General features: G+C 46.2%; 26 protein-coding genes. 14 read left to right on the forward strand and 12 right to left on the reverse strand.

Annotated features, from left to right (window positions below; all coding sequences use genetic code 11):
- Positions 1 to 35: 35 nt before the first annotated feature.
- The 3 genes from R7127_RS22835 to R7127_RS22845 form a co-directional block, all read right to left on the reverse strand.
- Positions 36 to 1172 carry a glycerate kinase gene (locus R7127_RS22835; RefSeq protein ID WP_138939346.1) on the reverse strand — a complete coding sequence of 379 codons (1137 nt, stop codon included), beginning with the start codon at positions 1170 to 1172 and terminating at the stop codon, positions 36 to 38.
- A 16-nt stretch (positions 1173 to 1188) separates the two neighbouring features.
- A complete protein-coding gene (locus tag R7127_RS22840) occupies positions 1189 to 2541 on the reverse strand; it encodes a GntP family permease (RefSeq protein WP_005374327.1) in 1353 nt (450 codons plus the stop codon).
- 158 nt (positions 2542 to 2699) lie between these two features.
- Positions 2700 to 3842, reverse strand: coding sequence for a sugar diacid recognition domain-containing protein (locus R7127_RS22845; protein WP_005374330.1), 1143 nt, complete (start codon positions 3840 to 3842; stop codon positions 2700 to 2702).
- Positions 3843 to 4076: 234 nt separating this feature from the next.
- On the opposite strand from R7127_RS22845, the gene R7127_RS22850 reads away from it, so the two are divergent.
- Positions 4077 to 4250, forward strand: coding sequence for a hypothetical protein (locus tag R7127_RS22850; protein ID WP_318141931.1), 174 nt, complete (start codon positions 4077 to 4079; stop codon positions 4248 to 4250).
- A gap of 70 nt (positions 4251 to 4320) precedes the next feature.
- On the opposite strand, the gene R7127_RS22855 is transcribed toward R7127_RS22850, so the two are convergent.
- A complete protein-coding gene (locus tag R7127_RS22855; protein ID WP_005374335.1) occupies positions 4321 to 4683 on the reverse strand; it encodes a hypothetical protein in 363 nt (120 codons plus the stop codon).
- Between the two features lie 276 nt (positions 4684 to 4959).
- Between R7127_RS22855 and R7127_RS22860 the strand changes: the two genes are divergently transcribed.
- The 5 genes from R7127_RS22860 to R7127_RS22880 all read left to right on the forward strand — a co-directional run bounded on the left by R7127_RS22860 (position 4960) and on the right by R7127_RS22880 (position 8993).
- Positions 4960 to 6807 (forward strand): M3 family metallopeptidase, encoded by a 1848-nt coding sequence (locus tag R7127_RS22860; RefSeq protein WP_054576491.1) that lies wholly within the window; start codon positions 4960 to 4962, stop codon positions 6805 to 6807.
- A gap of 69 nt (positions 6808 to 6876) precedes the next feature.
- Positions 6877 to 7413 carry a DUF924 family protein gene (locus tag R7127_RS22865; protein WP_054576492.1) on the forward strand — a complete coding sequence of 179 codons (537 nt, stop codon included), beginning with the start codon at positions 6877 to 6879 and terminating at the stop codon, positions 7411 to 7413.
- A 24-nt stretch (positions 7414 to 7437) separates the two neighbouring features.
- Positions 7438 to 7767, forward strand: coding sequence for a DUF4144 domain-containing protein (locus R7127_RS22870; protein WP_033907198.1), 330 nt, complete (start codon positions 7438 to 7440; stop codon positions 7765 to 7767).
- 139 nt (positions 7768 to 7906) lie between these two features.
- Entirely contained in the window at positions 7907 to 8392 is a 486-nt protein-coding gene (locus R7127_RS22875; RefSeq protein WP_005374344.1) for a VOC family protein, read from the forward strand.
- A gap of 175 nt (positions 8393 to 8567) precedes the next feature.
- The gene (locus R7127_RS22880) at positions 8568 to 8993 is read left to right on the forward strand and encodes a VOC family protein (RefSeq protein ID WP_017634369.1); all 426 of its coding nucleotides are present in this window, start codon (positions 8568 to 8570) and stop codon (positions 8991 to 8993) included.
- Between the two features lie 77 nt (positions 8994 to 9070).
- On the opposite strand, the gene R7127_RS22885 is transcribed toward R7127_RS22880, so the two are convergent.
- Entirely contained in the window at positions 9071 to 10207 is a 1137-nt protein-coding gene (locus tag R7127_RS22885; protein ID WP_054576493.1) for an MBL fold metallo-hydrolase, read from the reverse strand.
- Between the two features lie 181 nt (positions 10208 to 10388).
- Between R7127_RS22885 and R7127_RS22890 the strand changes: the two genes are divergently transcribed.
- Positions 10389 to 10634: a Rho-binding antiterminator gene (locus tag R7127_RS22890; protein WP_054576494.1), complete on the forward strand. Its 246-nt coding sequence runs from the start codon at positions 10389 to 10391 to the stop codon at positions 10632 to 10634.
- A 96-nt stretch (positions 10635 to 10730) separates the two neighbouring features.
- On the opposite strand, the gene R7127_RS22895 is transcribed toward R7127_RS22890, so the two are convergent.
- From R7127_RS22895 to ompW, 3 genes are all read right to left on the reverse strand, one after another.
- Positions 10731 to 12221 carry an MDR family MFS transporter gene (locus R7127_RS22895; RefSeq protein WP_054576495.1) on the reverse strand — a complete coding sequence of 497 codons (1491 nt, stop codon included), beginning with the start codon at positions 12219 to 12221 and terminating at the stop codon, positions 10731 to 10733.
- On the reverse strand, positions 12218 to 13243 hold the full coding sequence (locus R7127_RS22900; protein ID WP_054576496.1) for an HlyD family secretion protein: 1026 nt from the start codon (positions 13241 to 13243) through the stop codon (positions 12218 to 12220). Before R7127_RS22900 ends, R7127_RS22895 begins: the two co-directional genes overlap by 4 nt.
- A 214-nt stretch (positions 13244 to 13457) precedes the next feature.
- Positions 13458 to 14102 (reverse strand): outer membrane protein OmpW, encoded by a 645-nt coding sequence (gene ompW, locus R7127_RS22905; RefSeq protein WP_054576497.1) that lies wholly within the window; start codon positions 14100 to 14102, stop codon positions 13458 to 13460.
- 495 nt (positions 14103 to 14597) lie between these two features.
- Between ompW and R7127_RS22910 the strand changes: the two genes are divergently transcribed.
- From R7127_RS22910 to R7127_RS22920, 3 genes are read left to right on the forward strand one after another with little or no spacing between them, the layout of a single operon-like run.
- Positions 14598 to 15248, forward strand: coding sequence for a Qnr family pentapeptide repeat protein (locus R7127_RS22910; RefSeq protein ID WP_005374358.1), 651 nt, complete (start codon positions 14598 to 14600; stop codon positions 15246 to 15248).
- A gap of 9 nt (positions 15249 to 15257) precedes the next feature.
- Positions 15258 to 15569, forward strand: coding sequence for a cupin domain-containing protein (locus R7127_RS22915; protein WP_005374359.1), 312 nt, complete (start codon positions 15258 to 15260; stop codon positions 15567 to 15569).
- A gap of 38 nt (positions 15570 to 15607) precedes the next feature.
- Complete coding sequence (locus tag R7127_RS22920) at positions 15608 to 16228, forward strand: HAD-IB family hydrolase (RefSeq protein WP_031778857.1); 621 nt, start codon at positions 15608 to 15610, stop codon at positions 16226 to 16228.
- Between the two features lie 116 nt (positions 16229 to 16344).
- Here the strand turns inward: R7127_RS22920 and R7127_RS22925 are convergent, their stop codons facing one another.
- Together R7127_RS22925 and R7127_RS22930 are read right to left on the reverse strand one after the other, a co-directional pair.
- Positions 16345 to 17523 (reverse strand): lytic polysaccharide monooxygenase, encoded by a 1179-nt coding sequence (locus R7127_RS22925; protein ID WP_054576498.1) that lies wholly within the window; start codon positions 17521 to 17523, stop codon positions 16345 to 16347.
- Between the two features lie 214 nt (positions 17524 to 17737).
- Positions 17738 to 18178 (reverse strand): Lrp/AsnC family transcriptional regulator, encoded by a 441-nt coding sequence (locus R7127_RS22930; protein WP_005482841.1) that lies wholly within the window; start codon positions 18176 to 18178, stop codon positions 17738 to 17740.
- A gap of 114 nt (positions 18179 to 18292) precedes the next feature.
- Here R7127_RS22930 and R7127_RS22935 point away from each other — a divergent pair, with 114 nt between their 5' ends.
- Positions 18293 to 18877, forward strand: coding sequence for a LysE family translocator (locus tag R7127_RS22935; protein WP_005482872.1), 585 nt, complete (start codon positions 18293 to 18295; stop codon positions 18875 to 18877).
- A 179-nt stretch (positions 18878 to 19056) separates the two neighbouring features.
- The gene (locus R7127_RS22940) at positions 19057 to 19830 is read left to right on the forward strand and encodes a siderophore-interacting protein (RefSeq protein WP_033907208.1); all 774 of its coding nucleotides are present in this window, start codon (positions 19057 to 19059) and stop codon (positions 19828 to 19830) included.
- A 99-nt stretch (positions 19831 to 19929) separates the two neighbouring features.
- Here the strand turns inward: R7127_RS22940 and R7127_RS22945 are convergent, their stop codons facing one another.
- Both R7127_RS22945 and R7127_RS22950 read right to left on the reverse strand, forming a co-directional pair.
- Entirely contained in the window at positions 19930 to 20802 is an 873-nt protein-coding gene (locus R7127_RS22945) for a LysR family transcriptional regulator (protein WP_017633836.1), read from the reverse strand.
- Positions 20803 to 20882: 80 nt separating this feature from the next.
- On the reverse strand, positions 20883 to 21689 hold the full coding sequence (locus R7127_RS22950) for an arylamine N-acetyltransferase family protein (RefSeq protein ID WP_054576499.1): 807 nt from the start codon (positions 21687 to 21689) through the stop codon (positions 20883 to 20885).
- A 293-nt stretch (positions 21690 to 21982) separates the two neighbouring features.
- Here R7127_RS22950 and R7127_RS22955 point away from each other — a divergent pair, with 293 nt between their 5' ends.
- Both R7127_RS22955 and fghA read left to right on the forward strand, forming a co-directional pair.
- Positions 21983 to 23131 carry an S-(hydroxymethyl)glutathione dehydrogenase/class III alcohol dehydrogenase gene (locus tag R7127_RS22955; RefSeq protein ID WP_017633834.1) on the forward strand — a complete coding sequence of 383 codons (1149 nt, stop codon included), beginning with the start codon at positions 21983 to 21985 and terminating at the stop codon, positions 23129 to 23131.
- A gap of 62 nt (positions 23132 to 23193) precedes the next feature.
- Positions 23194 to 24033 (forward strand): S-formylglutathione hydrolase, encoded by an 840-nt coding sequence (fghA, locus tag R7127_RS22960; protein WP_005374382.1) that lies wholly within the window; start codon positions 23194 to 23196, stop codon positions 24031 to 24033.
- Positions 24034 to 24599: the final 566 nt, after the last annotated feature.

Genomic DNA, 24599 nt, shown 5'->3' on the forward strand with positions numbered 1-24599 from the left:
CGCAAAGGTGGAGTTTTCTCGTATCGTTATCGCCCTCAGTGCGACTTAATTTGCCACATTCTCGCGACGTTTTCGGCTAAATTAGCAACGTTGACGTCGGCCTCTTTCATGGCCTCAGGTAAGCTCATCGCCCTTGGTACACAAGCAAACACCGCATCAATGCCGCACTCATAAACCGCCTGATAGTTGTCGCCCACACAGCCTGCTAATGCAATGACTGGTAAATTACACTGCTTAGCCACCTGAGCAACGCCCATCGGCGTTTTGCCATGTGCGGTTTGATGATCGATTCGACCCTCGCCTGTAAATACGATATCCGCATCCTCAACATGCTGAGCAAGTTTGACCGTTTCAAGCACAATCTCAATTCCTGGTTGCAAACGTGCTGGCGTGTACCCGAGCAAGGCCGCGCCCATACCACCAGCAGCACCCGCCCCTTCACGAGTCAGTACATGCTTACCCGTCGCTTGTTCCGTCAACTCGCCAAACTTGCGCAATGCGTTATCGAGCAGAGTGACGTCTGATACCGTCGCTCCCTTTTGAGGGCCAAAGATAGCCGACGCGCCTTTGTCACCACAGAGTGGGTTATCAACATCGCACGCTACCAACACTTCGCAAGTTGCTAAACGAGGGTCAAGACCAGAAATATCGATGGACGCAAGCGCCGCTAACCCGCCTCCATTTGGGGTAATTGCATGACCAGATTCATCAAGAAACGCCACCCCCAACGCGGTCAACATGCCCACGCCACCATCATTGGTAGCGCTGCCGCCCAAACCAATGATTAAACGTTGAATGCCTCTGTCTAGCGCGTGTTTGATCAGCTGTCCGGTACCAATGCTACTGGTCAGTTTTGGGTCGCGAGCGTCACTCGGCACAAGGTGTAGCCCACTGGCCTCCGCCATTTCAATAACCGCAGTTTCGCCGTCGCCGAGGATGCCATAAAACGCTTCAACATCATTCCCTAATGGCGCAGTCACTGTTGTGAAGACTTGTTCGCCTTGAGTTGCATCTATCAAAGATTGAACCGTGCCTTCGCCACCGTCTGCGACCGGAACCGTAACAAACTCGGCATCATGCCATACGCGAGCAAGACCCGTTTTGATCGCCTCGCTCACTTGTTTGGCGGTTAAGCTTTCTTTAAATGAATCAGGTGCAATTACCACTTTCATACGTATTTCCAGAGACTTATAAGAGAACGAGACTCAAAATGTACACCAATGCCATTGCCGTGACACCTTGAACGAGCGTAGCCATGGTTTGCGCGCGGTACGCTAAGCCCACTGACATGCGGCTAAACTGCGAAACTACCCAGAAGAAGCTGTCGTTTGCATGAGAAACCGTCATCGCACCTGCACCGATCGCCATCACCGTTAATACGCGGCCCATTTCTGAATCTAGCCCCAATTGCGTAAGCATAGGCGCAACCAAAGCCGATGTGGTCACTAGTGCAACCGTTGACGAACCTTGCGCCGATTTTAGCGCAGCCGCAACGATAAATGGCATGAAAATACCCACGCCCAGCGCCGATAGCGTCGTACCCAAGTATTCACCTAGCGGCGTTGCTTTTAATACCGCGCCAAATGCACCACCCGCACCGGTAATCAAAAGAATAGGCGCAGCAGCCGTAATACCTTGGCTGATTCGCTCGCCAAATTCTTCAATCTTGTTGTCTGACTTGAGTAGGCAAACAGAAAGGAACAGGCCAATCACCAATGCCGTTAGTGGCTGTCCTAAGAAAGTCAGAACATCAAACACAAAACCTTCGCCCAGCGGTAGGCTTGGGAATTTCGCGATAGAGCCAAAACAGATCAATAAGATAGGAACAAAAATAGGAGCGAATGCTTGGCTCGCCGTTGGCAATTTGCCGTAAGACGCTTTGAGTGCTTGCCAGTCTTGCTGAATTTCTTCTACGGCTTCAATGCCATCTGGTTCAACATGTTGGAATCGGTTCGCCCACAACATACCCGCTAACGCCGCAACCGCTGCAACAAACACACCCACACCAATCACTAAACCAAGGTTAGATTCCAGGCCTAAGTTACCCGCAGCGGCAATCGGGCCAGGAGTTGGCGGCACAAACGTGTGCGTTGCGTATAGGCCAGTTGCCAACGCCACACTCATCGCAACGCTTGAGGTTTTTAAACGCTTAGCGAGTGATTCTTTGAGCGAGTTCAGAATGACAAAGCCTGAATCACAAAATACTGGAACAGAAACGATGTAACCGATGATGCTCATGGTCAATGTTGGGAAACGCTCACCCAACACTTTGATGACCGTATCGGCCATGGTGATCGCCGCACCACTTTTTTCCAAAATAACACCAATGATGGTACCTAAAACGATAACCAAACCAATGTAACCAAGGATGCCGCCAAAGCCAGAAGCAATGGTTTTGGCAATGCTATCTGCCGGTAAGCCGTAAGCAAATGCCGCAAGGAACGCCGCGATGATCAGCGCTAAAAAGGGATGTAATTTGAATTTGGTGGTCGTGAGCACAATAAATGCGATCACCCCGAGCAGGATTAATATAAGGTTCATGATAACTCCATTTATTCTTATTTTGCTGAGCGAGTCCGTGTTGGCTCACTCAACATGTAGGGACGCATGAATTATTAATCGTTTGCTTTCGAATTCCTTTAGGCGGAGTGACAAATGATGTGGTCAAAAAATAACGCGTATTGTGCAAATGCACAACATCACGACATTTTTGAGAGCCGAGTCGCAATATAAAGCTCCGCTAACCCCACAAAATTGGTTGTTGGTAGCCCTGTTATCTCGGTGATTTTCTCTAACCGATAGCGCAGAGTGTTCCGGTGAATAAACAGCATTTTAGAGCATTCTGTTACATTGCCATTGCATTCAAACAGTGCATCTAGGGTTTTCAATAATTGCCCAGATTTGTCTTTCTCTTTCAACCGTTTCACGCCATCAATAATTTGTTCACCTTGCCAAATATCCGCCAACGGCGCTAACAAAACAGGCAAACGAAGTTCATCGAACAGGTACTTACGTTTCTCTGGGTAGAACTGCTTGCCAATGGCTAATACCTGCTTCGCGCTTTGGTATGACAACGCGACATCTTTAGGCTCATTAAACAACTGTCCTAGCGCAATGTGAAACGTATGCGAATCGTGATCGCTTAAACGCGACATCAACTTATCAATGCGCTCACTTTCAACTTGGCTATCCCACTGCTTGGCGGAATGACACGGTTTCAACACCACAATTTCATTCACCGAGACAATCGCAACTAGGTTGTTACGCTCTGGGTATTCAAGCAGCTCAACAATATTGCGCACACTCTTCATGCTTTTCGAGGCGGACGGCGTCGAGACTTCAATCACCGTTGCCACCCGTGGTTGAGTAACATCGATAGAAAGACGCATCGCCCAATCTTTCAGCTCTTCATCGGTCAATTTCCCATTGATCCAAGCCAGAATAAACTCTTCGCGATGACGTCTGTCCCACTGAAATTTTTCCACCAGCGCGGCTTGCTCGATTGTCAGTTCAGCGGTCATTTTAACCAGTTTTGCAAAATCTCGGATTTTCTCCGGCTCGCCTGTGACGCCAACAATACCGACCACGTCGCCATGTAATTTCAACAACATATTGATACCGGGTTTGACACCCTGCAACGTCAAACATTGTTGCTCATTAAGCTCTAGCGAATCGCCATGATTCAGCGCCAGTACCGCGCCATCATGCACTTGCCCAACACGTTTAGGGTCGCCACTGCCAATGATGATGCCTGCCGAGTTCATCACATTCACATTGTGACCAATGATGGACATGGTTCGATCAACAATTTGTTGTGCTAAAGCGTGGTCGAGAATCACCATTTCGAGTTTCCAAATTGACCGTTTAACCACTCAATAAATCACAAATGGCAAACTATCGCGATGCTGCGGTTCTAAATAACGGAAGCAGCTCAAAGCATTATCCAATTACCCATATTTAAAAAGTGGATTAAACCTTCATTTTTAGCAGAGGGTTATATACTTAGAACAAAGGTTACCAATGCATTCTTCACTGTGCATTGATGCCACTCGTCTACCTACAGAGGAGAGATCAACATGGGGTTACGGAATAAATCGGGGGAAGTTGCAAATATTGCTGATAACCTCACTTTGAAGGAAATCACAGAAATGGGCTACACCGTAGATTTATGCGATGAAGCATTTGCTCCTGGAGAGCATTGGAAAGCTGAAGGTAAAACGCAAGGTATGGGCGAGTATCCAGAGGAGTAAACGTCCTGACTAACCAGCGTACAAAAGCGTTCCACAAACAGAAAAGCCGAGCGACTTAACGCTCGGTTTTTTACTTCTGAACTTCTTGAATAAACAAGCTCATCTCTTCAAGATAATTGCCGTTTGAGCATCCCCAGTCGGTGACCTCAATCAACTCAGTAACTAACTGTCCAGACTCATCATCTTGCACGCTCTGCATAAACGCTTCAAAACGTTCCAGTTGTACCTGACTCTTAACGCCATGCACGGCATATTCTACAAGCAAGCCGTTGTACGTCTGCCAGCGCTGATCGCCCGCAACATCATTGCTTAAAATCACAGAACACTTTTGTTGAATGCTTTCAACCGCATCATTTCTTGGTGGCGCGACTGTGGAACATCCAACTAAAATCGTACCTACCGCCAATAACGTAACTTTTGTCTTATTTATCATATCGTTTCCAACTGTATCGCCACGATATGGAAATCTTATTACACCTGATAAGGATCATCGATAGCGCACCGCAGATTAATTACTTAATAAACTGTAAACTCCATACCAGTCTTAACACTGCAAGCTCATAACTCCTATTAACTCACCCAAATGTAAACAAATAGTAAAATCACCTTTACGCGATGCAAAATCGACATATGAGATTAGCGTTCCTTTCTCGCGACCAAGCGTGCAATAATCAACTGTCTACATAACGAAACCATTTGAAGGATCAAAATGACCGCAACGGATTATCTCAACGACCTCAATCAACGTTACCTTGCGATTCACCGCACCAAAGAAGATTTCTTTTGGGAAACTTACATGGGGATCAGCGATGACCATGATGGCTCGACGCAAGCACAAACGGCATGGACAAGCTTTTTAAGCAACGCCGAGCAAATTACCGCCATCAAACAACAGCTTGAAGCCGCGGACTCAATTACCGACCCACAAGAGAAACAACAAACCATTACGGGTCTATCTGGTTGGCTGGCGATGTTTGAATCTCACGCTATCGAGGGCGAAAAAGCACAAGCGTTGAAAAATCAGCTCATTGCCTTTGAAGCTGAGCTCTTCGAGAAAAAACAGAACCACGTACAAACATTTACCGATGAGAACGGCGAGCAAGTAGAAGGTTCACTTCCAGTATTAAGCTCAACCATTCGCACCAGCAATCATGAAGAAGTTCGCCAATCGGCTCATCAAGCGTTGCTGAACCTTGAACAATGGCTACTGCAAAACGGCTTTATTGAACTGATCAAACTGCGCAACCAGTTCGCTCGCTCACTGGGTTATGCGACTTTCTTTGATTACTCCGTGCAAAAAACGGAAAAGATGAGCACTGAGCAGCTATTCGAGATTTTGGAAGATTTCGAACAACGCACGCGAGATGCGCACCTAAACAGCTTAGAAAACTTGGCGAAAGAGAAAGGCGCAAGCGCACTAGCAGGCTACAACTTTGTTTACTCATTCGCGGGTAACGTTATGCGTGACCTTGACCCATACGTGCCGTTCTCAAAATCTCTGAGACGCTGGGTAGAATCATTTGGTCGCCTAAATATTGATTACTCTGGCGCGACGCTAACGCTGGATTTACTAGATCGCAAAGGTAAGTACCCGAACGGGTTCTGCCACGGCCCTATCCCTTCTTTCTATAATCAAGGCGAATGGGTCGCAGCACAGGTGAACTTCACCAGTAATGCCAAACCAGACCAAGTGGGCAGTGGCTACGATGGCATTAACACGCTGTTCCACGAAGGCGGCCACGCAGCACACTTTGCGAACGTAAAAATGAACGCGCCTTGTTTCTCGCAGGAGTTTTCGCCGACGTCAATGGCTTATGCAGAAACTCAGTCGATGTTCTGTGATAGCCTGTTAACCGATGCCGATTGGCTAAAACAGTACGCACTGGATGATGAAGGGAATTCTGTTCCTGATGAGATTATTCAAGCAATGATCAACAGCCGTCAGCCATTCAAAGCTTATGAAGAACGTAGCATCTTGGTTGTGCCATATTTTGAGCGCGCGTTGTATCAACTGAGCGATGACGAGTTAACGCCAGAGCGCATCACTAAGCTAGCTCGCGATTGTGAAAAACAGATCCTTGGTTTGGAATGCAGCCCTCGCCCACTGATGGCGATTCCACATTTGCTATCCGACGAAGCAGCTTGTGCGTATCAAGGTTATCTACTCGCGCACATGGCGGTGTATCAGACCCGTGCATACTTCCTTGAGAAGTTTGGTTACCTGACGGATAACCCAGAAATTGGCCCACTGCTGGCAAAACACTACTGGCACGCAGGCAATCACTTGTCGCACAACGAAACCATTGTCAGCCTGACTGGCGAAGGCTTCAATGCCAAATACCTTGCAGACGTGTGTAACCTGTCACCAGAACAGGCATGGGAAGTGCAGCAGAAGAAAATCGACTCACTTGCGACGCGAGAGCGAGCATCAGTCGCTTCACTGAACGCCGCGATTAAAGTCGTCGACGGCAGTAAAGAGCTGGCAAGCAACACCATCTCTGACGAACAAATGTGTGACGATTTTGAACGTTACATCGTAGAGACTTACGGTCGATAAAACACAGAAAGCCAGGAGCTCGCCTTCTGGCTTTTTATTCTTTAGCTAATGCAATAGGAAGGAAGATCCATGTACCAAGAAGTCATCAAATTTTGGTTCGAGGAGCTATCGCCCCAAAATTGGTTTGAAAACAACCCAGAACTGGACAAGCGTATTACATCGCGATTTGCCTCGATATTAGAACAAGCCGCTCGTTGTGAACTGTTTAATTGGCGTGACAGCGCACAAGGGCGATTGGCCGAAATCATCGTCCTCGACCAGTTTTCACGTAATGTGTATCGCAACACCCCAAAAGCGTTTGCACAAGACCCACTCGCATTAGCATTGGCTCAAGAGGCAATTCGGTTAGGTCACGACAAAGAATTAGCGCCTGAGCAGCTAAGTTTTTTGTACATGCCGTTTATGCACAGCGAATCTCGCCTCATTCATGTCGAAGCTGAAAAATTGTTCCGCGCATCAGGGCTTGAAAATAACTACGATTTTGAGCTAAAACACAAAGCCATCATCGACCAGTTTGGGCGCTATCCTCATCGCAATGCGATACTGGGAAGAAAGAGCACTCCCGAAGAGTTAGCGTTTTTGCAACAACCTGGGTCAAGTTTCTAAATAACAATGAATAATGAGTTAACCATGAGAGACCACGCAGTATGCTGGCCATGCTTGCTAAAACTAGACGGCGACGATGAGCTGATCTACACGCATTCCCAGTCCGACTTAGACTCTGAATGCGAAGCCCTCATTTTTGGGCAAGATGATTACGTTATTGACTCAAATGGCAACACGTTCGAATTGAAAAACAATGGTTCGAACACCACTCTTTTACACCCAAAAGAACGAACGCTGTCCGTAGAAGAGGTTACGTCATTAATCCAATCGCATGAATTCAGCCTCGCGCAACGGTGCATTATCAAGATTCATTTCACCTCGGTGAGGCAAGCTGTTGAGGCCTTAGCTCACTAACTCAATCCCAACACCCACATCATTAAATAAAATTATTATTTTTATAATTTATGATAATTTCATGTAATTAATATCACGCCATATACTGTCCCACATCGAAACAAGACAACGTTCAAACACACATGTTGGGAGCAAACAAATGAAAATGAATCATGTCGGTATTATGGTCGGAGATATGGACAAAGCGGTTGAGTTTTACACGCAAGCGCTAGGTCTAAAAGTCGTTATGGGCAACACGAAAGTAATTGAAGAACGCGAAACGGCAATTGGCAGAATGTGTATTGCGGTCTTTGGGGAAGGCTTTAAAGGCTTCAACATTGCGCACCTTGTGACAAGTGATGGCATCGGCCTTGAGTTATTCGAAATGAAAGAGCGTCAAGAGCGCCATGAAGTGGATTTTTCTCGCATCGGTATCTTCCATTTCTGTTTGCAGACAGACGATTTTGAAGGTGCTATCAAACGCACCGAAGCACTAGGTGGCAAAGTTCGCATGGACATCATGCGTTACCACCCAGAAGACGATAATAAGCCTGCGAAAATGGTTTACCTAGAAGACCCATTCGGCAACCTATTCGAGCTTTACTCACACACTTACGAAGAAACTTACGCTTCTGATTACGAGTAATAGCCCCATCCATATTCCAAAAGGCTAGCAATACGCTAGCCTTTTTTTGTTTGCTTTGAGTTGCAGTGTTTCTGCACTCGCTCTAGCAAAAAAACATCTGGAATTTGATCATTTCTCTCACCACTTTTAAGGTCACTTTATACTTACCTCAACACAATGCAAAAAGGAGTGAAGCATGCCCACCAAAAATCCAATCGCCATCAAAGCGCTTGATCATGTTGTTTTAAGGACCTGTAACCTCGATGCTATGTTGCATTTCTATCGAGACATTTTGGGCTGCCCTGTCGAACGCGAAGTAACGGAACTTGGTTTAACTCAACTTAGGGCAGGTAACGCATTGATTGATGTAGTGACGGTAGACAGCGAATTGGGTCAACTCGGCGGTAAGCCACCAGTTCAAAATGGTCGTAATATTGACCATTTTTGCCTGCAATTGGCGCCTTTTTCCGAGGATGAATTACTGGAATATCTGCGTGCGCGCGGCATTGAAACCGAAGAGTTTGCGAAGCGGTATGGCGCACAAGGGTTCGGTAGATCACTCTATATACATGATCCGGAAGGAAATGTCGTCGAGTTAAAACCTCAAGTGATTGATGAGTAAGCGAGTAAAAAACCTTGTTATATTCTGAAAATAACAAGGTTAACTTCTAAAATAATTATTGAAGTAAGAACATATTATTAAGTCAAAATTATATCTGGCTCACCTATTTCTTTTTCTCGCCACCATTGTTTATTTATATGTTCTTGATGAACGTAAAAACTCTCCCCCGGCATTGGCGTCAGCAGCGTTATATGTTCTTTTTGACAATGGGTAAGCAAATCTAAAATCGGTTCGTCCCAGCGGTGAGTAAATAGCTCGTATGTAGCCCAATGCACGGGCAACAGTTTTTTCGCATTTAAATCGCGAAACGCTTGCACGGTATGATGAGCCTGCATGTGCCCCCAGTTTTCGACCGGATAACCTTGGCCTTTCACATCAGCAGCCACTTCCAAACAGGCAATGTCGATTGGTCCACATCGCAGTGCGATCTCGGAAAAGTGCGAATCGTAAGCTGAATCGCCACTAAAATAGAGCGTCTCTTCTTTGCCTTTGATGACCCAAGAAGCCCACAGGGTCGAGTTTTTATCGAAATAAGTACGACCCGAATTATGGTTAGCAGGCGTACAAATCAGTTCGATTCCGGCATAGTGCACGCTATCCCACCAATCGAATTCCACGATGTTGTCTGCGCAAACGCCCCACTTTATCAGATGCTTGCCAACCCCTAAGGGTACATAAAAAGTCACGGGTTTATCGGCGTAGAAACGTATGGTCGATGCTTCTAAATGGTCGTAATGATCGTGCGAAATCACGATAATTTCAGGAATCGGCAAACAATCTCTGGCATGGGTATTGGGAATATTGCGTTCAAACCACGCTTTTGCGATGAACGGAGAAGCGTAATCAAATACCGGATCAGTCAGAATTCGAATGCCATCGACCTCCACCAGCATGGTGGAATGGCCCAGCCAAGTAACGCGCATCGATTCACTTCTCTGCGCAAACTGCGTAGGTTGAATTGGGAAATGTGGCAGATGTTCGTTAGGACTCAATGGCGTTCTACCACCAAGATAGCTCCAACACACCTGCCAGAATGATTGCGGGCTAGGGATATTTGGCATCTCGTTTTTAACGCGGCCGTTTTCAAATTGAGGCGAGTGGTGAACACGGTGCGCCAACTGCGCATGGTAGGTTTGAGGGGAAATCAGTGAACTTGGCTTTTGTGTCTTTTGTTCACTCGTTAGGTATGTGCGCTTAAGTATCGTTTCAGACATATCGTAGCTTTGTCTCGCTTGCGAACGCTCAACAGTAGGTTTATTAAAACGTGCGTGTATGTCTATTTCGTGACCAAAATGAGGTGTAAGATGAAGATTCAGTTTCAATCAAACGTTTTCTATATTAAGGAAGCGGTTCTCAAACCTTCTGAATACTGCGTCGGTTTGAAAGGAGAAAGCTATGGTGACTTGCAGCCAATACGATTTTATTGAAATCGCCTGTATGTTTAAGCTCCCTATCGAGATCACACTAAAAAATGGTGAAACTCATCAGGGCAACGCGTTCGACACAGGCTACGACATGCAGCGACAAGAGTGCTTGTTTTTAGATATGGATGGTGAGCACACCGCCTTCCCGACTGAACAATTAGTCGCAATGCGCGCGCTCAAAACCAATCCGCATTTTGACGAAGTGACATTAGAGTAAACGTCCTTCTTTCACTGGCACTGTCCAATAAAAAACGCCTCTCAAGCTGACACAACTTGAGAGGCGTTCTCTTACACTATTCACCGGAACTTCATGTTATTCACGCGACCGAATGAAAACCAGCATCGGCATCATGATCACGAACATCACTCCCACAAGCTGGAAGGTGTGCACAAACGCGACCATTTGCGATTGCTGCTGCAACATCTGTTGGTATTGGTCTAACGCAACCGGGTCGGTAATAGAAAGCCCCTGATTGGCCGCCCAGTCATGCAAGTTAGGATTATAAGGATTAATACCCTCTCCCAGCGCATGCCATTGCTGCTGACTATCACGATATTGGAACGTGGTGGCGATAGAAATACCAAACGAGCTACCAATGGTACGGAACAGATTGTAAATACTCGCCGCCGCAACAGATTGCTCTTTCGGAATCGTTAAATACGCCAAGGTGGATAGCGTCGAGAAGGTTAAACCAAGCCCCATCCCCTGAATCATACTCGGCATCACAATCCAAAATGTATCGATCTGCAGTGAGTACTGCGTCATCAAATAGCTACCAATCCCGATGCAGCTCAAGCCAAAGACTATTTTGATTCTGGGATCGAATTGCGGATTGAGCTTAATCACCAAAATCAACATCGCCGCTGACGCCAACCCACGCGGTGCCATTAATAAACCAGTGGTTGAGACCGGATAATCCAGCAAGCTTTCCAACAGCATTGGTTGTTGAGTCGTCAGGCCAAACATCGCCATCGACACCACGGCAATCATCAATGACGAGACCATAAGGTTTCGGTCTTTCAGCAGCCACAATGGCGCTATTGGACTTTTGGTTTTCCAACTGCGATAGATCCACATCACCAATCCCATGACTGCGAGCAATATCGCCGTCTGAATCATGCGTGAGTCGAGCCAGTCTTCTTCATTCCCTTTATCCAACACAAACTGCAACGCGCCCACACCTAACGCCATGTAACCGATGATCCACCAGTCAAAGTTAGGTTTGGATTTGTTGTCGATGTGGATATAGCGATAAATCAAAGAGGTACAGATCAAACCGAATGGCAAGTTGATGTAAAAAATCCAGCGCCAGTTAATGTTGTCGGTGATCACACCACCCACAACTGGGCCCAAAATAGGACCAAGCAAAATGCCGATGGAGAAAATCGCCATCGCTTTGCCTTTTTGCTCATACGGATAAATCTGCACTAACGTCGACTGCGCCAATGGAATCACCGACGCGCCGAAAGCGCCTTGGATAATGCGAAATAGCACCATCTCTTCAAGAGACTGTGCTTGCCCACAAAGCGCACTGGCAATCACAAAACCGATCACAGCAACCAACATGACTTTGCGTTCACCAAAACGCGACACCCAGAAACTGGTCATCGGAATGAAGATCGCTTCCGCCATGCTGTAACCCGTCAACACCCACGTAATTTGGTCTGCCGTTGCGCCCAACGCGCCCATCATGTGCGATAGCGACACGTTCGCAACGGTCATATCGATTAACACCATGATGGCAGAAAGCATCACGGCGACGGTGGCAATCCCCCGTTTGTCTGCCGTAATTTGATGGCTCATTGCACGCTACTTTGCAAATCAATGGTGACTTCTGAGCTCGCACCCACGCGAAGTTGCGGCGCATCGGCCGGTACTTCTAATGCCAAACGTACAGGGAAACGCTGTTTGATTTTAACCCAGTTACCCGTTGCGTTTTCTGGTGGCATCAAGGAGAACGATGTACCACTCGCAGGCGATAGTTGTTCTACCGTTGCTTTCCACACCACGTCTGGGTACATATCAATCACCACATCCGCATGCATGCCAGGTTTAATATGAGTAAGATCGGTTTCTTTAAAGTTCGCGCGTACCCAATAGCTGTCTTTTAAAATCACAGGGAACAACGTTTGACCCACGCTAACGACCGAGCCTACGTGCGTATTGATTTCACCGGCAATGCCATCCACTGGTGACGTAATGTCGGTGTAGCTCAAGTTCAGCTCCGCTTGCGCTAACTGTGCTGCCGCTTGTTGAACGACCGCAGCCTCTACGCCTTCTTCACCACGGTTCGCAATGGCTTTTTCTACCGTTGCGCGCGCTTGCTCCAGGCTCGCTTGGGCATTGGCGAGTTTGTTTTTTGCCGTATCTAAATCTTGGTCCGACGCCAGTTTGCGTTTCACTAGGGAATCCGTACGTTTGTACTCTACTTGCGCTTCTGTCAGGTTAGATCGCGCCGCATCTAAGCCCGCAACAGCTTCAGTTACCTGCTTATCGGCAACGTCATGTTGCTGGACCGCCAATTGGTATGCCGCTTTTGCTTGCTTCACGGCCAACAAATATGGGCGTGAATCTATCTTCAGCAGTAGGTCACCTTTATTAACAGATTGGAAATCTTTAACATCCACAGAAACCACTTGGCCTTTTACCTGAGGCGCTACCGACAAAATTTTTGCCCTAACGTAGGCATCTTCCGTGCTTGGGTGACTGTCTGAATACTGCCAAGACCAATACATCGCACCAAATGCGATAACACAGAGAGTAAAGAAAAGAGTTTTTACCAGCTTAGATCTGGAGGAAGAATGCTTTGCGATGTCGTCGCTCATTTATATTGTCCACTTGTTCAATTATGTGATCAGTGTAGGACTTTTCGATCTTCCGACAATAAAATGATCTGCAAGGTAAAGATCCAATTTTGCATGTTGCTAAGTGGAGTAAATGATGTGCAATCAAAACGAGGATAAAAAAGAGGGGCAGTCCCCGTAACCGCCCCCAAAGTCATGCCAATAATAGTAATGTGCGTGTAACTACTGGTTTTTCTTAGAACTTGTAACCGCCGCTGATCATAAATACCCAAGGGTTAATTTTGACGTCGGTTTTTTGCTTCACTCCACCTGCTTTATAAGTTGCTTCTGTCTCAATGTTTGCGTACCACGCAGCGGCGTTGAGGAACCATTGATCGTTGATCATGTAATCCACACCAATATTCGCTGCTAGACCGAATGAATCATCCAACTTAAGATCTGAAAGACCAGCGCCTTTACCCGTGCTATTGAAGCCCTCATCAAAGAACATGGTGTAGTTGAGACCTGCACCCACGTATGGACGGAACTTACTTTGTGGCTCGCCAAAGTAGTACTGCACCATAAGCGTTGGTGGAAGGTGTTTGGTGTCCGCGATATCACCAAGACCTAACAAGTCTGTTGAAATATCGTGGCTGAATGGTGTTGCTGCTAGAAGCTCTAAACTGATGTTGTCTGTAAACATGTAGCCAAACGTCAAACCAAGCTGCGTATTTGAGTCAACTTCTAACTCTTCTTGAGAACCAAGAATCTTATCACTGCTGTCATTTGGAACGACAGACGCCGCACCAACACGAAGAACGAAGTCACCTTGTTTATGAGCGAAAACACTTGGTGACACGAGTGCAGCAACCACTGCTAGACTGCAGATTGTTTTTTTCATTTTTATTTCCTTTCGTAGGGCTTCGTTATGTCGTACCCAAAGTGGTGCCTGCTAACTGATCTGAGATTTCAAGTAAACTCAGCGCCTTGAAGCACACGGGTATCTATATCTTTTTGAGCTGTGCGCAATCTAGCACATAGAAACCCTACTATTTTGATGGAAATCAATTTGTGAAAAATATAGGTTTTTTGTATGGAGAAACGCCATATTGATCAACAAATTATGCAAATAGGATACAATTCTGTAATGCAAACTGTGCGTGTGAGTTGCCATGCATACCCATAAATGCGAATCCTCTCGTTAAGGCTCGTAGCCAGCAAAAACTTTTTTCGCCCTCTACGTCTTCTATTTTCAAAAAACAACCCACTTAAAAAGCTCGTTTGACCCCTTAAAATCGCGATTTGAGGGGTTTGTAAAACACTGAAATACAAGAAGTTATTTTTCTGGAAAATCAGTCACTTGGAGTGCTAGTCTGCTCGCAACTAAGGAGAAGACATGTTAAAAACCGATCTCATTTTTGAACGAGAAAACTTTTCTCATCACGATTTTCAGAATGCTACCTTTAAAAACTGCCACTTTTATATGTGCTGTTTCGACCATGCCGATCTGCGCGATGCTAAGTTCATCGACTGTCGCTTTATCGAATCCAAAGCGCTAGAAGGGTGTAGTTTTCGCTTCGCGAACTTAAAAGACGCTAGCTTTACGAACTGCATGTTGGCGATGAGCCTGTTTAACGGCGCAAATTGTATGGGCTTGGAGCTACGTAAGTGCGATCTCAAAGGGGCAAACTTCCAAGGTGCGAACTTTGCTAATCGCGTCAGTAACACCATGTTTTTCTGTTCTGCTTTTATTACTGGCTGCAACCTCACCTACTGTAACTTCGAGCGAGTGTTACTAGAAAAATGTGACCTCTTTGAAAACCGTTGGAACGGTGCGAACCTCGCAGGGGCAACTCTCAAAGGCTCGGATTTATCTCGCTGCGAATTCTCGCCAGAACAATGGGGAACCTTTAACGTTGAGCAGTGTGATCTGACTCATGTCGAACTAGACGGGCTGGATGTTCGCCGCGTTTCTCTGTTTGGTGTTAAAATTTGTGATTGGCAACAAGAGCAATTGCTTGCGCCTTTTGGACTGATCATTCTCTAAGGAAAGGCCATGAACCTGTTTAAAGACTTACCGAATAACCTCGACGAGGAAGTGTTCGAAGACCTGCTGACCCACAAAAACCTGCGTATAGAACGCATTCTCTCAACGGGGCAAACCTCGCCCGAAAGTGGCTGGTACGATCAAGAAGAACATGAATGGGTCTTGGTTCTTAAAGGAGCAGGTGAGCTGACTTTTGAATCAGGTGTCGTGCAACGACTTGAGGCAGGCGATCACGTTACGATTCCAGCTCATACCAAACACAAAGTGAGCTGGACTGACCCAACGCAAGAAACCATCTGGTTGGCGGTGTTTTATCAATAAACACAAAACGATCTTAAACCAAAAAATAGGCGCTGAGTTTGCTCGATACTACTAAGCCGTCACTGGCACTGTTTGATTTTGATGGCACCATCACCCGAGAGGATATGTTTAGCCTTTTCCTCCACTATTCTGCTTATGGCCTGCGCAAACGAGTGGGAAAGGTCGCTATCATGCCATTTTATGCGCTGTACAAACTCGGAGTGTTACCCGCTCGTGTTATGCGTCCTCTCAGCAGTTTTATTGCATTTTCAGGGAAAGAAACGCAGAAAATTGAAGCGATTGGCGCTCAGTTTGCCCACGAAGTGATCCCGCTGTACTTACGGCCAGAAGCGATGGAAAGGTTGGCGTGGCATCAGCACAGAGGCGATACCATTGTGGTGGTGTCGGCATCACTCAATGCGTATCTCAAGCCTTGGTGTGAAGCGAACGGTTACCACTTGCTGTGCAGTGAACTGATCTCAGAACAGCCAAAACTGAGTGGCTTTTACCAGCAAGGTGATTGCAGTTTAGAAAAAAAAGTCTCGCGCGTTAGGGCCACGTTTTCGCTCGACGAATTTGCGTCTGTTTATGCCTACGGTGATACGCACGAAGACATTCCGATGCTCAAACTGGCAGACTACGCGATGCTCAACTGGAACGAGTGGAGAGCAAGCGAATAACGATATGTGCTCTGATTTTCAAGACAACCACTCGACCAAAGTGGTCGTTTTAGACTGAAAAAACAAACCCTTCTCACATGAGAAGGGTTTTATTGTTCAGAGCCAGAATAAATGGCTTAACGCCATACACCCCATTGACCCGTTGTGCCAGGTTCCTCACCAGACGTCCACCACTGGGCAGTCCATTCTTTGCCGTTGTGCGTCACCACATCACCTTGGTTGTAAACGGCTGTCTTGTCCCACAAATTGGTTGGTTCAACTGGTGGCGTGACATCCGCTTTGAGCAGTGACAACGCATAACTGAAGTCTGCACTTGGCGCTAATACTTGATTCGCATTCACGTTGTTACTGTCGAACATGTAGTGATTCATCTCTTGATGCCAAATACCCACATACCAATCGCCCGTTTGCTGCGCGTTAAATTGATCAGCAATTTCTGCCGCCCAAGTCGTCGTATTGTTTGCGCTGATTGGCAGTGAAATATCGACAATTTCATTGCCTGTCGCATTAAACGTACGGAAACGAATGGTGTCACCCGCTTCTACTGGTCCGAAACCTTGCTGAACAAAGTAGCCTAGAGATGTCAGGTTATTGCCCGGTTCGGTTGGATCAACGGGGTCAGTCGGCGGCGTCGTACCTGTTCCGTTTAACGTAATGTCACTACAGTTGTAGAAACCTTCACCAGCCACATCAATGCGCTGCCAACGAGTATAAAGCACTGCATCGCCGGAACGATCAGCAGGGAAAGTCACCTGAATACGGTAGCGTTTTTCCGCATCAACATACACGTCACCTGCGGTGTCGATCAGCTCTAAATCACTCCAAGTAAGCGGTTTTGAATCATCATAAGTCGGCTTGGTGAGATAGAATTCCCAGTACGATGGGTTGTGCGGCGCCTTGCCGTAAAACACCAATTCAATCTGGTTGTTTGCATCTGGCGTAACATTGGTACGCTGCCAGTTTGGAGAAGGAATGTTCAAACCTTTCTTAGCGGCATCGCCGGCAGAACACAGTTCGCCGTCACGGACTACGGCTTTAACATGCTCCATATCTCGGTAATTTGGTACGTTTGCTGCAATTTCACTGCGTTGCACAAACGGATACGCGCCAGATTCATCAAAAGCCGCTTTACACGCTTGGTTAGGGATCTCGTTGGTCCAAAAGCCACCGTCTAAATAACACGTATTTTGACGAGCACTTGGAAACTCTACCCAGCCGTGGGCGTTGACGTTAAATGAGCTCAATGCGGCAACAGCGCTTAAGCTCAAAAGAGGAAGTGTTACATGTGATTTCATCGTTCATCCTTAATTTTGCTGACTCGCCGCTCTGAAACACAAGCGGTTTAAGCAAAACTAGCAGGATGGGATTATTTAGAAGGTGAGAATAAATATGGAAATTGTAAGAGTGCCATCTGCTTTCCAGCATTTGTTGTGAACCATTCTCATACTCGACTGACTCTTTCGAGTCACTTCAAATTCATGTGCCACAAAAACTGTCACCCTCGTTTGGCTATCGCTCGTCTTTTGGTGTGTCCATCACCACCATCGTTGTGATCGACTTGACGTGTTCGCACTCACCCAACACATCAGCGTGAAACGCTTTATAAGCGGCGAGATCTTGCGTTTCCACACGCAGCAAGTACTCGTTCGCACCAGTGATGTTGTGACATTCCACCACCTCGTTTACAAAACGCACATGCTCTTCGAAACCCAACTGCGCCTGCTTAGAGTGCGAGGCCAAACCAATCGACACATAAGCGACAAAACCCACGCCAAGTTGCTGATTATCCAGTACCGCTCGGTAGCCTTTGATCACGCCTTTACGCTCTAAATCTTGCACTCGGCGTAAGGTTGCAGACGGAGATAAACCAACGCGTTCCGACAGCTCCACATTGGAGATTCTTCCGTCTCGTTTGAGCACTTGCAATATTCTTTCGTCAAATCTATCCATGATGATGTTTCATTGCTTATTTAGTTTCTAATCATCAAATAAAAGCACAATATTGACCTCAGTTCTACTTATAGTTGTTCTCAACTTATCGAGAACTGATTCAAGGAACAATCTATGGAATATCATCAACTGGGCGCTTTGGCGTTGTTCGCTTTTGTCTCCACTTTTACGCCGGGTCCCAATAACATTATGTTGATGACCTCAGGGGCAAATGTCGGCTTTAAACGCACTATCCCACACATGTTGGGCATTACCTTCGGCTTTGGTGCCATGCTAATTTTGGTGGGTATTGGCTTGATGAGCCTGTTCCATGCCTACCCGCTAACCCACTCGATTTTAAAAGTATTGAGCTTGAGTTATTTGCTGTACTTGACGTACAAAATCGCCACCAGCGACAAAACAGAAGCAAAACACGATTTTCGCCCGATGTCTTTTTTAGGGGCTGTTGCATTCCAATGGGTGAACCCAAAAGGTTGGTCGATGGCGTTGACGGCCATTACGGTATACACCAGTGGCGGTTCTTGGCTCGAACTGACTTTTATCGCCGGTATCTTCTGTTTAGCTAACTTGCCATCGGTGACATTTTGGACGGCGGCAGGTATGCAATTGCAGCGTTGGTTGACCACCGATAAACGCGTTAAGGGGTTCAACTACAGTATGGCTGCGCTGTTGCTTTTGTCTACGATTCCAATGATATAAGTCCATTTATGGTTAAAAAACGACTCACTTTACGTGGTTAGAGAAAGGATAGAGGTAATATTTTTCTTGAGGCTTTGGCGTTAATTCACAGTGTAAATTTGTTTAAAGACGCTACCCTCTTGTTAGGGAACTTGATAATCTTTAAATGAGAAAGAGAATAATTATCGAGTAAAGTAACAATGAAAAAGAAGCCTCAACCTAAAACGCTTGTTGTCACAGACACAGAAACCATCACTCCAAACATGCAGCGCATTACCTTGCAAGGTGAGGCGCTGAGCCACTTTCCTCGTGACTGCGAAGGCAGTTACATCAAATTACTGTTTAACGATATGGGCGGCGCGGATCTGAGCATCCTGTCAGAAGACGACCGACCAATCATGCGCACCTACACTATTCGACGCTTTCATCCAGAAACCAGTTCAATCGAAGTGGATTTCGTCCGACACGTAACGCAAGATCTGCAATGCGGATTTGCAGCGCGTTGGGCAATGGCCGCGCAAAAAGGCGACACGATCAGCATTGTTGGGCCAGGTAGCATCTCCAACTTAAATACTGAGGCGGATTGGTTCTTCATGGCTGCCGATATGACAGCACTTCCAGCACTTTCTGCGAAAATTCGTACGCTGCCAGAAGAGGCCAAAGGCTACGCTGTGATCAGCGTGATGTCTCCAGCCGACATTCAACCCCTAAACACGCCAGCCGATATGGAGTTGATTTGGCTAACCGAACAGCAAACCTTGGCTGATAGCGTTCGCGAACTCGAGTGGTTAGATGGTAACGCTTCGGTATGGTGTGCGTGTGAGTTCGATTCAATGCGTGCGCTGCGCCAATATTTCCGCAACGAAAAAGAAGTCGATCGCGAGAATATCTACATCAGCAGCTATTGGAAGCAAGGCGTGTCTGAAGATGGGCACAAAGTGATTAAACGTGAAGACGCGGAATCCAACCAATAGTGATTCATGTCTTTTCGATTCCAGCTCTCATCCTAATAAAAACGCCCGGCATCACCGGGCGTTTTAGCAACTTCAGTTGTATTAAAGTTCATGAAAACTCTAATCCGCTAGTTCCTGCGCTAAAAAGTCGATCAACAACCTCACTTTGGGCGATAAATTTCGGCTTTGTGGATACAGTGCCCAAATGCCTTCACGGTCGTCTCGGTAATCGGTCAGCACCTCGACTAGCTCACCGTTATCTAGAGCTTCTTGAACGTAATAGTCCGGCAACTGCACTAAACCCAAACCACGTTTGGCGGCGCCCATTAGCGCAAAACCACTATTGCATTTAATTCTCCCCGATACGCGCAAAGACTTATCGCGTTTATTTTCCTTAAAATGCCAATAATCGACCGAACCAACTAGGCACTGATGTCGAGCCAGTTCGGATAATGTGTGAGGCTCGCCAAATCGCTCCAAATACATAGGGCTAGCACACACGTAATTTTGACGCGACGAAAGACGCTTTGCGATCATGCTGGAATCTTGCAGGCGGCCAAGACGAATCGCCACGTCTACCCCTTGCTCTATCAAATCCAGTTTTTGATTGGTCAGAACTAAATCGAGATCCACACGCGGGTACTTCTCCAAAAACTGATGCAAGAGCGGTGCGAGGTTCATTTCCCCATAGGTCACAGGCGCTGTCACACGCAGCAAACCTCGCGGTTCGGTTTGCATTTGCGTTACAGCAAGCTCAGCTAGTTCTAGCCCTTCGACCAAGTGTTTGCACTGCTGATAATAAAGCTGTCCAGCTTCAGACAGAGAAACTTTTCGCGTCGTGCGATGCAGTAACTTAACCGCAAGACGCTCTTCAAGTGCCGATACGCGGCGACTGATTTGTGCCACTGACGTTTTCAGTTTAGCCGCGGCAGCTGTAAAGCTGTTAGTTTCCGCTACGGCAACAAACTCGCTGACTCCTTCCCAATTCGCCATGCTGTATTCCTGTCGACCTCTTCTAGACAAATAGTGATTACATTGTTCTCGTCGCGCTACGCTTTGAAAACTGGAAAACTTTACGCGTCAGGTAACGGACGAAGATCGTCGTATTGCGCATCAAGCTCAATGCCAAAATATTCTTTCAACGCATCCAGGTAGGTTTGACCTGGCTCTAGCTCTATTTCTGTTAGCGCTTCATGATTGGTGCATCTGAGTGTGTAGTTAAGCAGCGTCACCAACCCACTTTCTGTCGCTCTAGCAGCGACTCTTGCGCTAGTAAAACGTGAATTAGGCGAAGTCGAGGTAAAGAAGTTGCTACATGCAATGTCACCAGCAAACACAAACTCTAGGTCAAAGCTGTATAGATTGTTCCACGTGTCCGTTCCATCGGTTGAAAGCACTTGGAGGAAATAACCAAACTGAGCATCTTTGACAAAACGGAAGGTTTGTAAATCCGTCTGAATCACTTGGTCAAGGATAAATGGCAATGGCGCTCGAGGGGTATTGGAGCCAAAACCCACATCGACAATCCATGTTTGTTCCTCTAACGTCACTAACGTGATTTGATGACTACGACCTGTTGGTGTACCAGACACATGTACACGCCCTAGCAAACTTCGCGCTTCAAACCCAAGAGTGTTGAGCACATCAAGCATTAAACCATTTAATTCAAAGCAGTAACCACCGCGAGAGTGGTACACGGTTTTTTGAATAATATCTTCAATCTCAACAGAGACGCCTCGCTGCAATGCGATGTCAAAATTCTCAAACGGCAGGCAACGATGCTGCGCCACGTGAATTCTGTGCAATGACTCCAAATCGGCGGGCAATTCACTAGGCAAGCCTAGCTTGGTTAAATAGGCACTCAGATCCGTCTTATTCATAATCACTCTTACTTAGCTGATGGTTTGACAGTTTTCTACTTTAGCCCCTCTATCTAACTTCAGGTCAATCACCTTTTCCATTTCCCTTCCGCTTTAAGGAGGCATCGCACTCTTTTTACACGCTCACCTTATCATTATTACGCATATGTAAAAATCATTTTCAAAATGGACGGATTATCATTTTTACTGAAACACCTAAAATGAGCACCAACAAAACGACGAAGCGCGGTAAGCAAACCTTAACTACGCTTATTACGTCACTCCATATACTGAAAATATAAAGGAAACATCCAATGTCGCTTGAAATCAAACCTGGTCAAACTCACATAAAATCAAAAGCAATGGTCGCTTGGGCTGCAGGTGAGCCGCTTAAAATGGAAGAAGTTGATGTACAACTTCCAAAAGCCGGCGAAGTGCTAGTACGCATCGTAGCAACTGGTGTTTGTCACACTGACGCATTCACACTATCAGGTGACGATCCAGAAGGTATCTTCCCTTCAATCCTTGGTCACGAAGGTGGCGGTATCGTTGAAATGGTTGGCGAAGGCGTAACAAGCGTTGAAGTTGGCGACCACGTTATCCCACTTTACACTGCTGAATGTGGTGAGTGTAAGTTCTGTAAATCTGGCAAAACGAACCTATGTCAGGCCGTTCGTGAAACGCAAGGTAAAGGCCTAATGCCAGATGGCACAAGCCGATTCTCTATCAACGGCGAAACTATCTTCCACTACATGGGTTGTTCTACTTTCTCTGAGTACACGGTTCTTCCAGAAATCTCACTAGCGAAAGTAAACAAAGAAGCACCACTTGAAGAAGTTTGTCTTCTAGGTTGTGGCGTAACCACTGGTATGGGTGCGGTATTAAACACAGCTAAAGTTGAAAAAGGCGACACAGTGGCAATCTTTGGTCTCGGCGGTATCGGTCTTTCTGCAATCATCGGTGCTCGCATGGCTGGTGCCAGCCGCATCATCGGTGTAGACATCAACGAAAGCAAATTCGACCTAGCGAAACAACTTGGTGCAACTGACGTAATCAACCCACAAAAATTCGACAAGCCAATTCAAGAAGTGATTGTTGAAATGACAGACGGTGGTGTTGACTACTCATTCGAATGTATCGGTAACGTAAACGTGATGCGCCAAGCACTTGAGTGCTGTCACAAAGGTTGGGGTGAGTCAGTCATCATTGGTGTTGCTGGTGCAGGTCAAGAGATCTCAACTCGTCCATTCCAACTGGTAACTGGTCGTGTATGGCGTGGCAGCGCTTTCGGTGGCGTTAAAGGTCGCTCTGAGCTTCCAGAAATCGTAAACCGTTACATGGCTGGTGAATTCGGCTTACAGGAGTTCATTACCCACACAATGGGATTAGCAGACGTCAACAAAGCGTTTGATCTGATGCATGAAGGTAAGAGCATCCGAACAGTTATCCATATGGATCAATAATGCTGCCTCAGGCTCTCCTTTTGGGGAGCCTGAATTCCTTCTGCTAATTAGAGAGTTTATTCATGACCATTGAAAATGTAAGCCAAGCCAAAGTGTTTGGCGGTTGGCACAAGCAATATACACACGAATCCAATGCCCTAAACTGCACCATGCGCTTCGCGATATTCTTGCCACCTAACGCAACGAAATCAAATCCCGTACCCGCGCTATACTGGCTCTCTGGTTTAACGTGTACCGATGAGAACTTTATGCAGAAAGCGGGCGCATTTCGTATGGCGGCCGAGCTTGGCATTGCGATCATTGCACCAGACACAAGTCCGAGAGGCGAAGGTATCGCTGACGACGAAAGCTATGACCTAGGAAAAGGAGCTGGCTTTTACCTTAATGCGACGCAAGCACCTTGGTCACTGCATTACTGTATGTACGACTATGTGACTGAGGAGTTGCCTGCGATCATCGAAAGTAACTTCCCAGTCTCTGACGTGAAGTCAATTTCCGGTCACAGTATGGGCGGCCACGGAGCGCTCACCATTGGTCTGAAAAATTCAGAACAGTACCGTTCTATTTCAGCGTTCAGTCCAATCAGTAACCCAATGCAATGCCCTTGGGGACAAAAAGCCTTTACTGCTTACTTAGGCAAGGAGCTTGAAAGCTGGAAGCAATACGATGCAAGTGAACTTCTAAAACAACAACAATCACCATTACCAATTTTGGTTGATCAAGGTGATGCTGATGGCTTCTTAAATGAGCAGCTTAGACCGGAAGCGCTGATTGCTGCGGCAAAAATACACGATTCAAACCTAACCTTGAGAATGCAACCAGGCTATGACCATAGCTATTACTTCATCTCAAGCTTTATTGAAGAGCACCTCAACTTCCATGCAAAATATTTGTTTGCATAGTTAATTTAAGTAAGCTCATGAAATAAAAAATAAAGTCACCAAAACTAGGTGACTTTATTTTCTTTACGTACTAACAAATACATATCTGAATATCGATGATTTAAATATGTAAAATAATGTAACTTAAGAACAAATTCGACGTCCATTTCTCGCCTTATTAAATTCTCATTTCCGACACAGTATCTTTATTAAAAATGAAACAAAGTTGCACTAAAAACCAATTAAATACCGCGAAATCATTACGAAACTCTACCATCATCCCAATACTCTGAGCTTTTAATTAAGAAGCAACTTAATAACCTTGACGTGACGTAAACCGACAGTTATTTTTGAAACATAACGTATTATAAAATCTCATCCGGTTGGCTCTATAATTATAAATAAATTACCGCTAGCACCTTTGTCCTAGCTAAGAAAAAAGAATAAAACTCAAAAGGGCATATGATGAAAAAGATAGTCGCGCTAGGTCTGTTTTTTGTTGCGCCATTCGGCTTTGTTGCTTAATTCGATGAGAAGACATGGTAGCCCCATGTTGTTCAGTTCTTAAACAATATACTGAGTTTCAG

This window comes from Vibrio sp. 1159, from assembly GCF_033340395.1.
GTDB lineage: Bacteria > Pseudomonadota > Gammaproteobacteria > Enterobacterales > Vibrionaceae > Vibrio > Vibrio alginolyticus.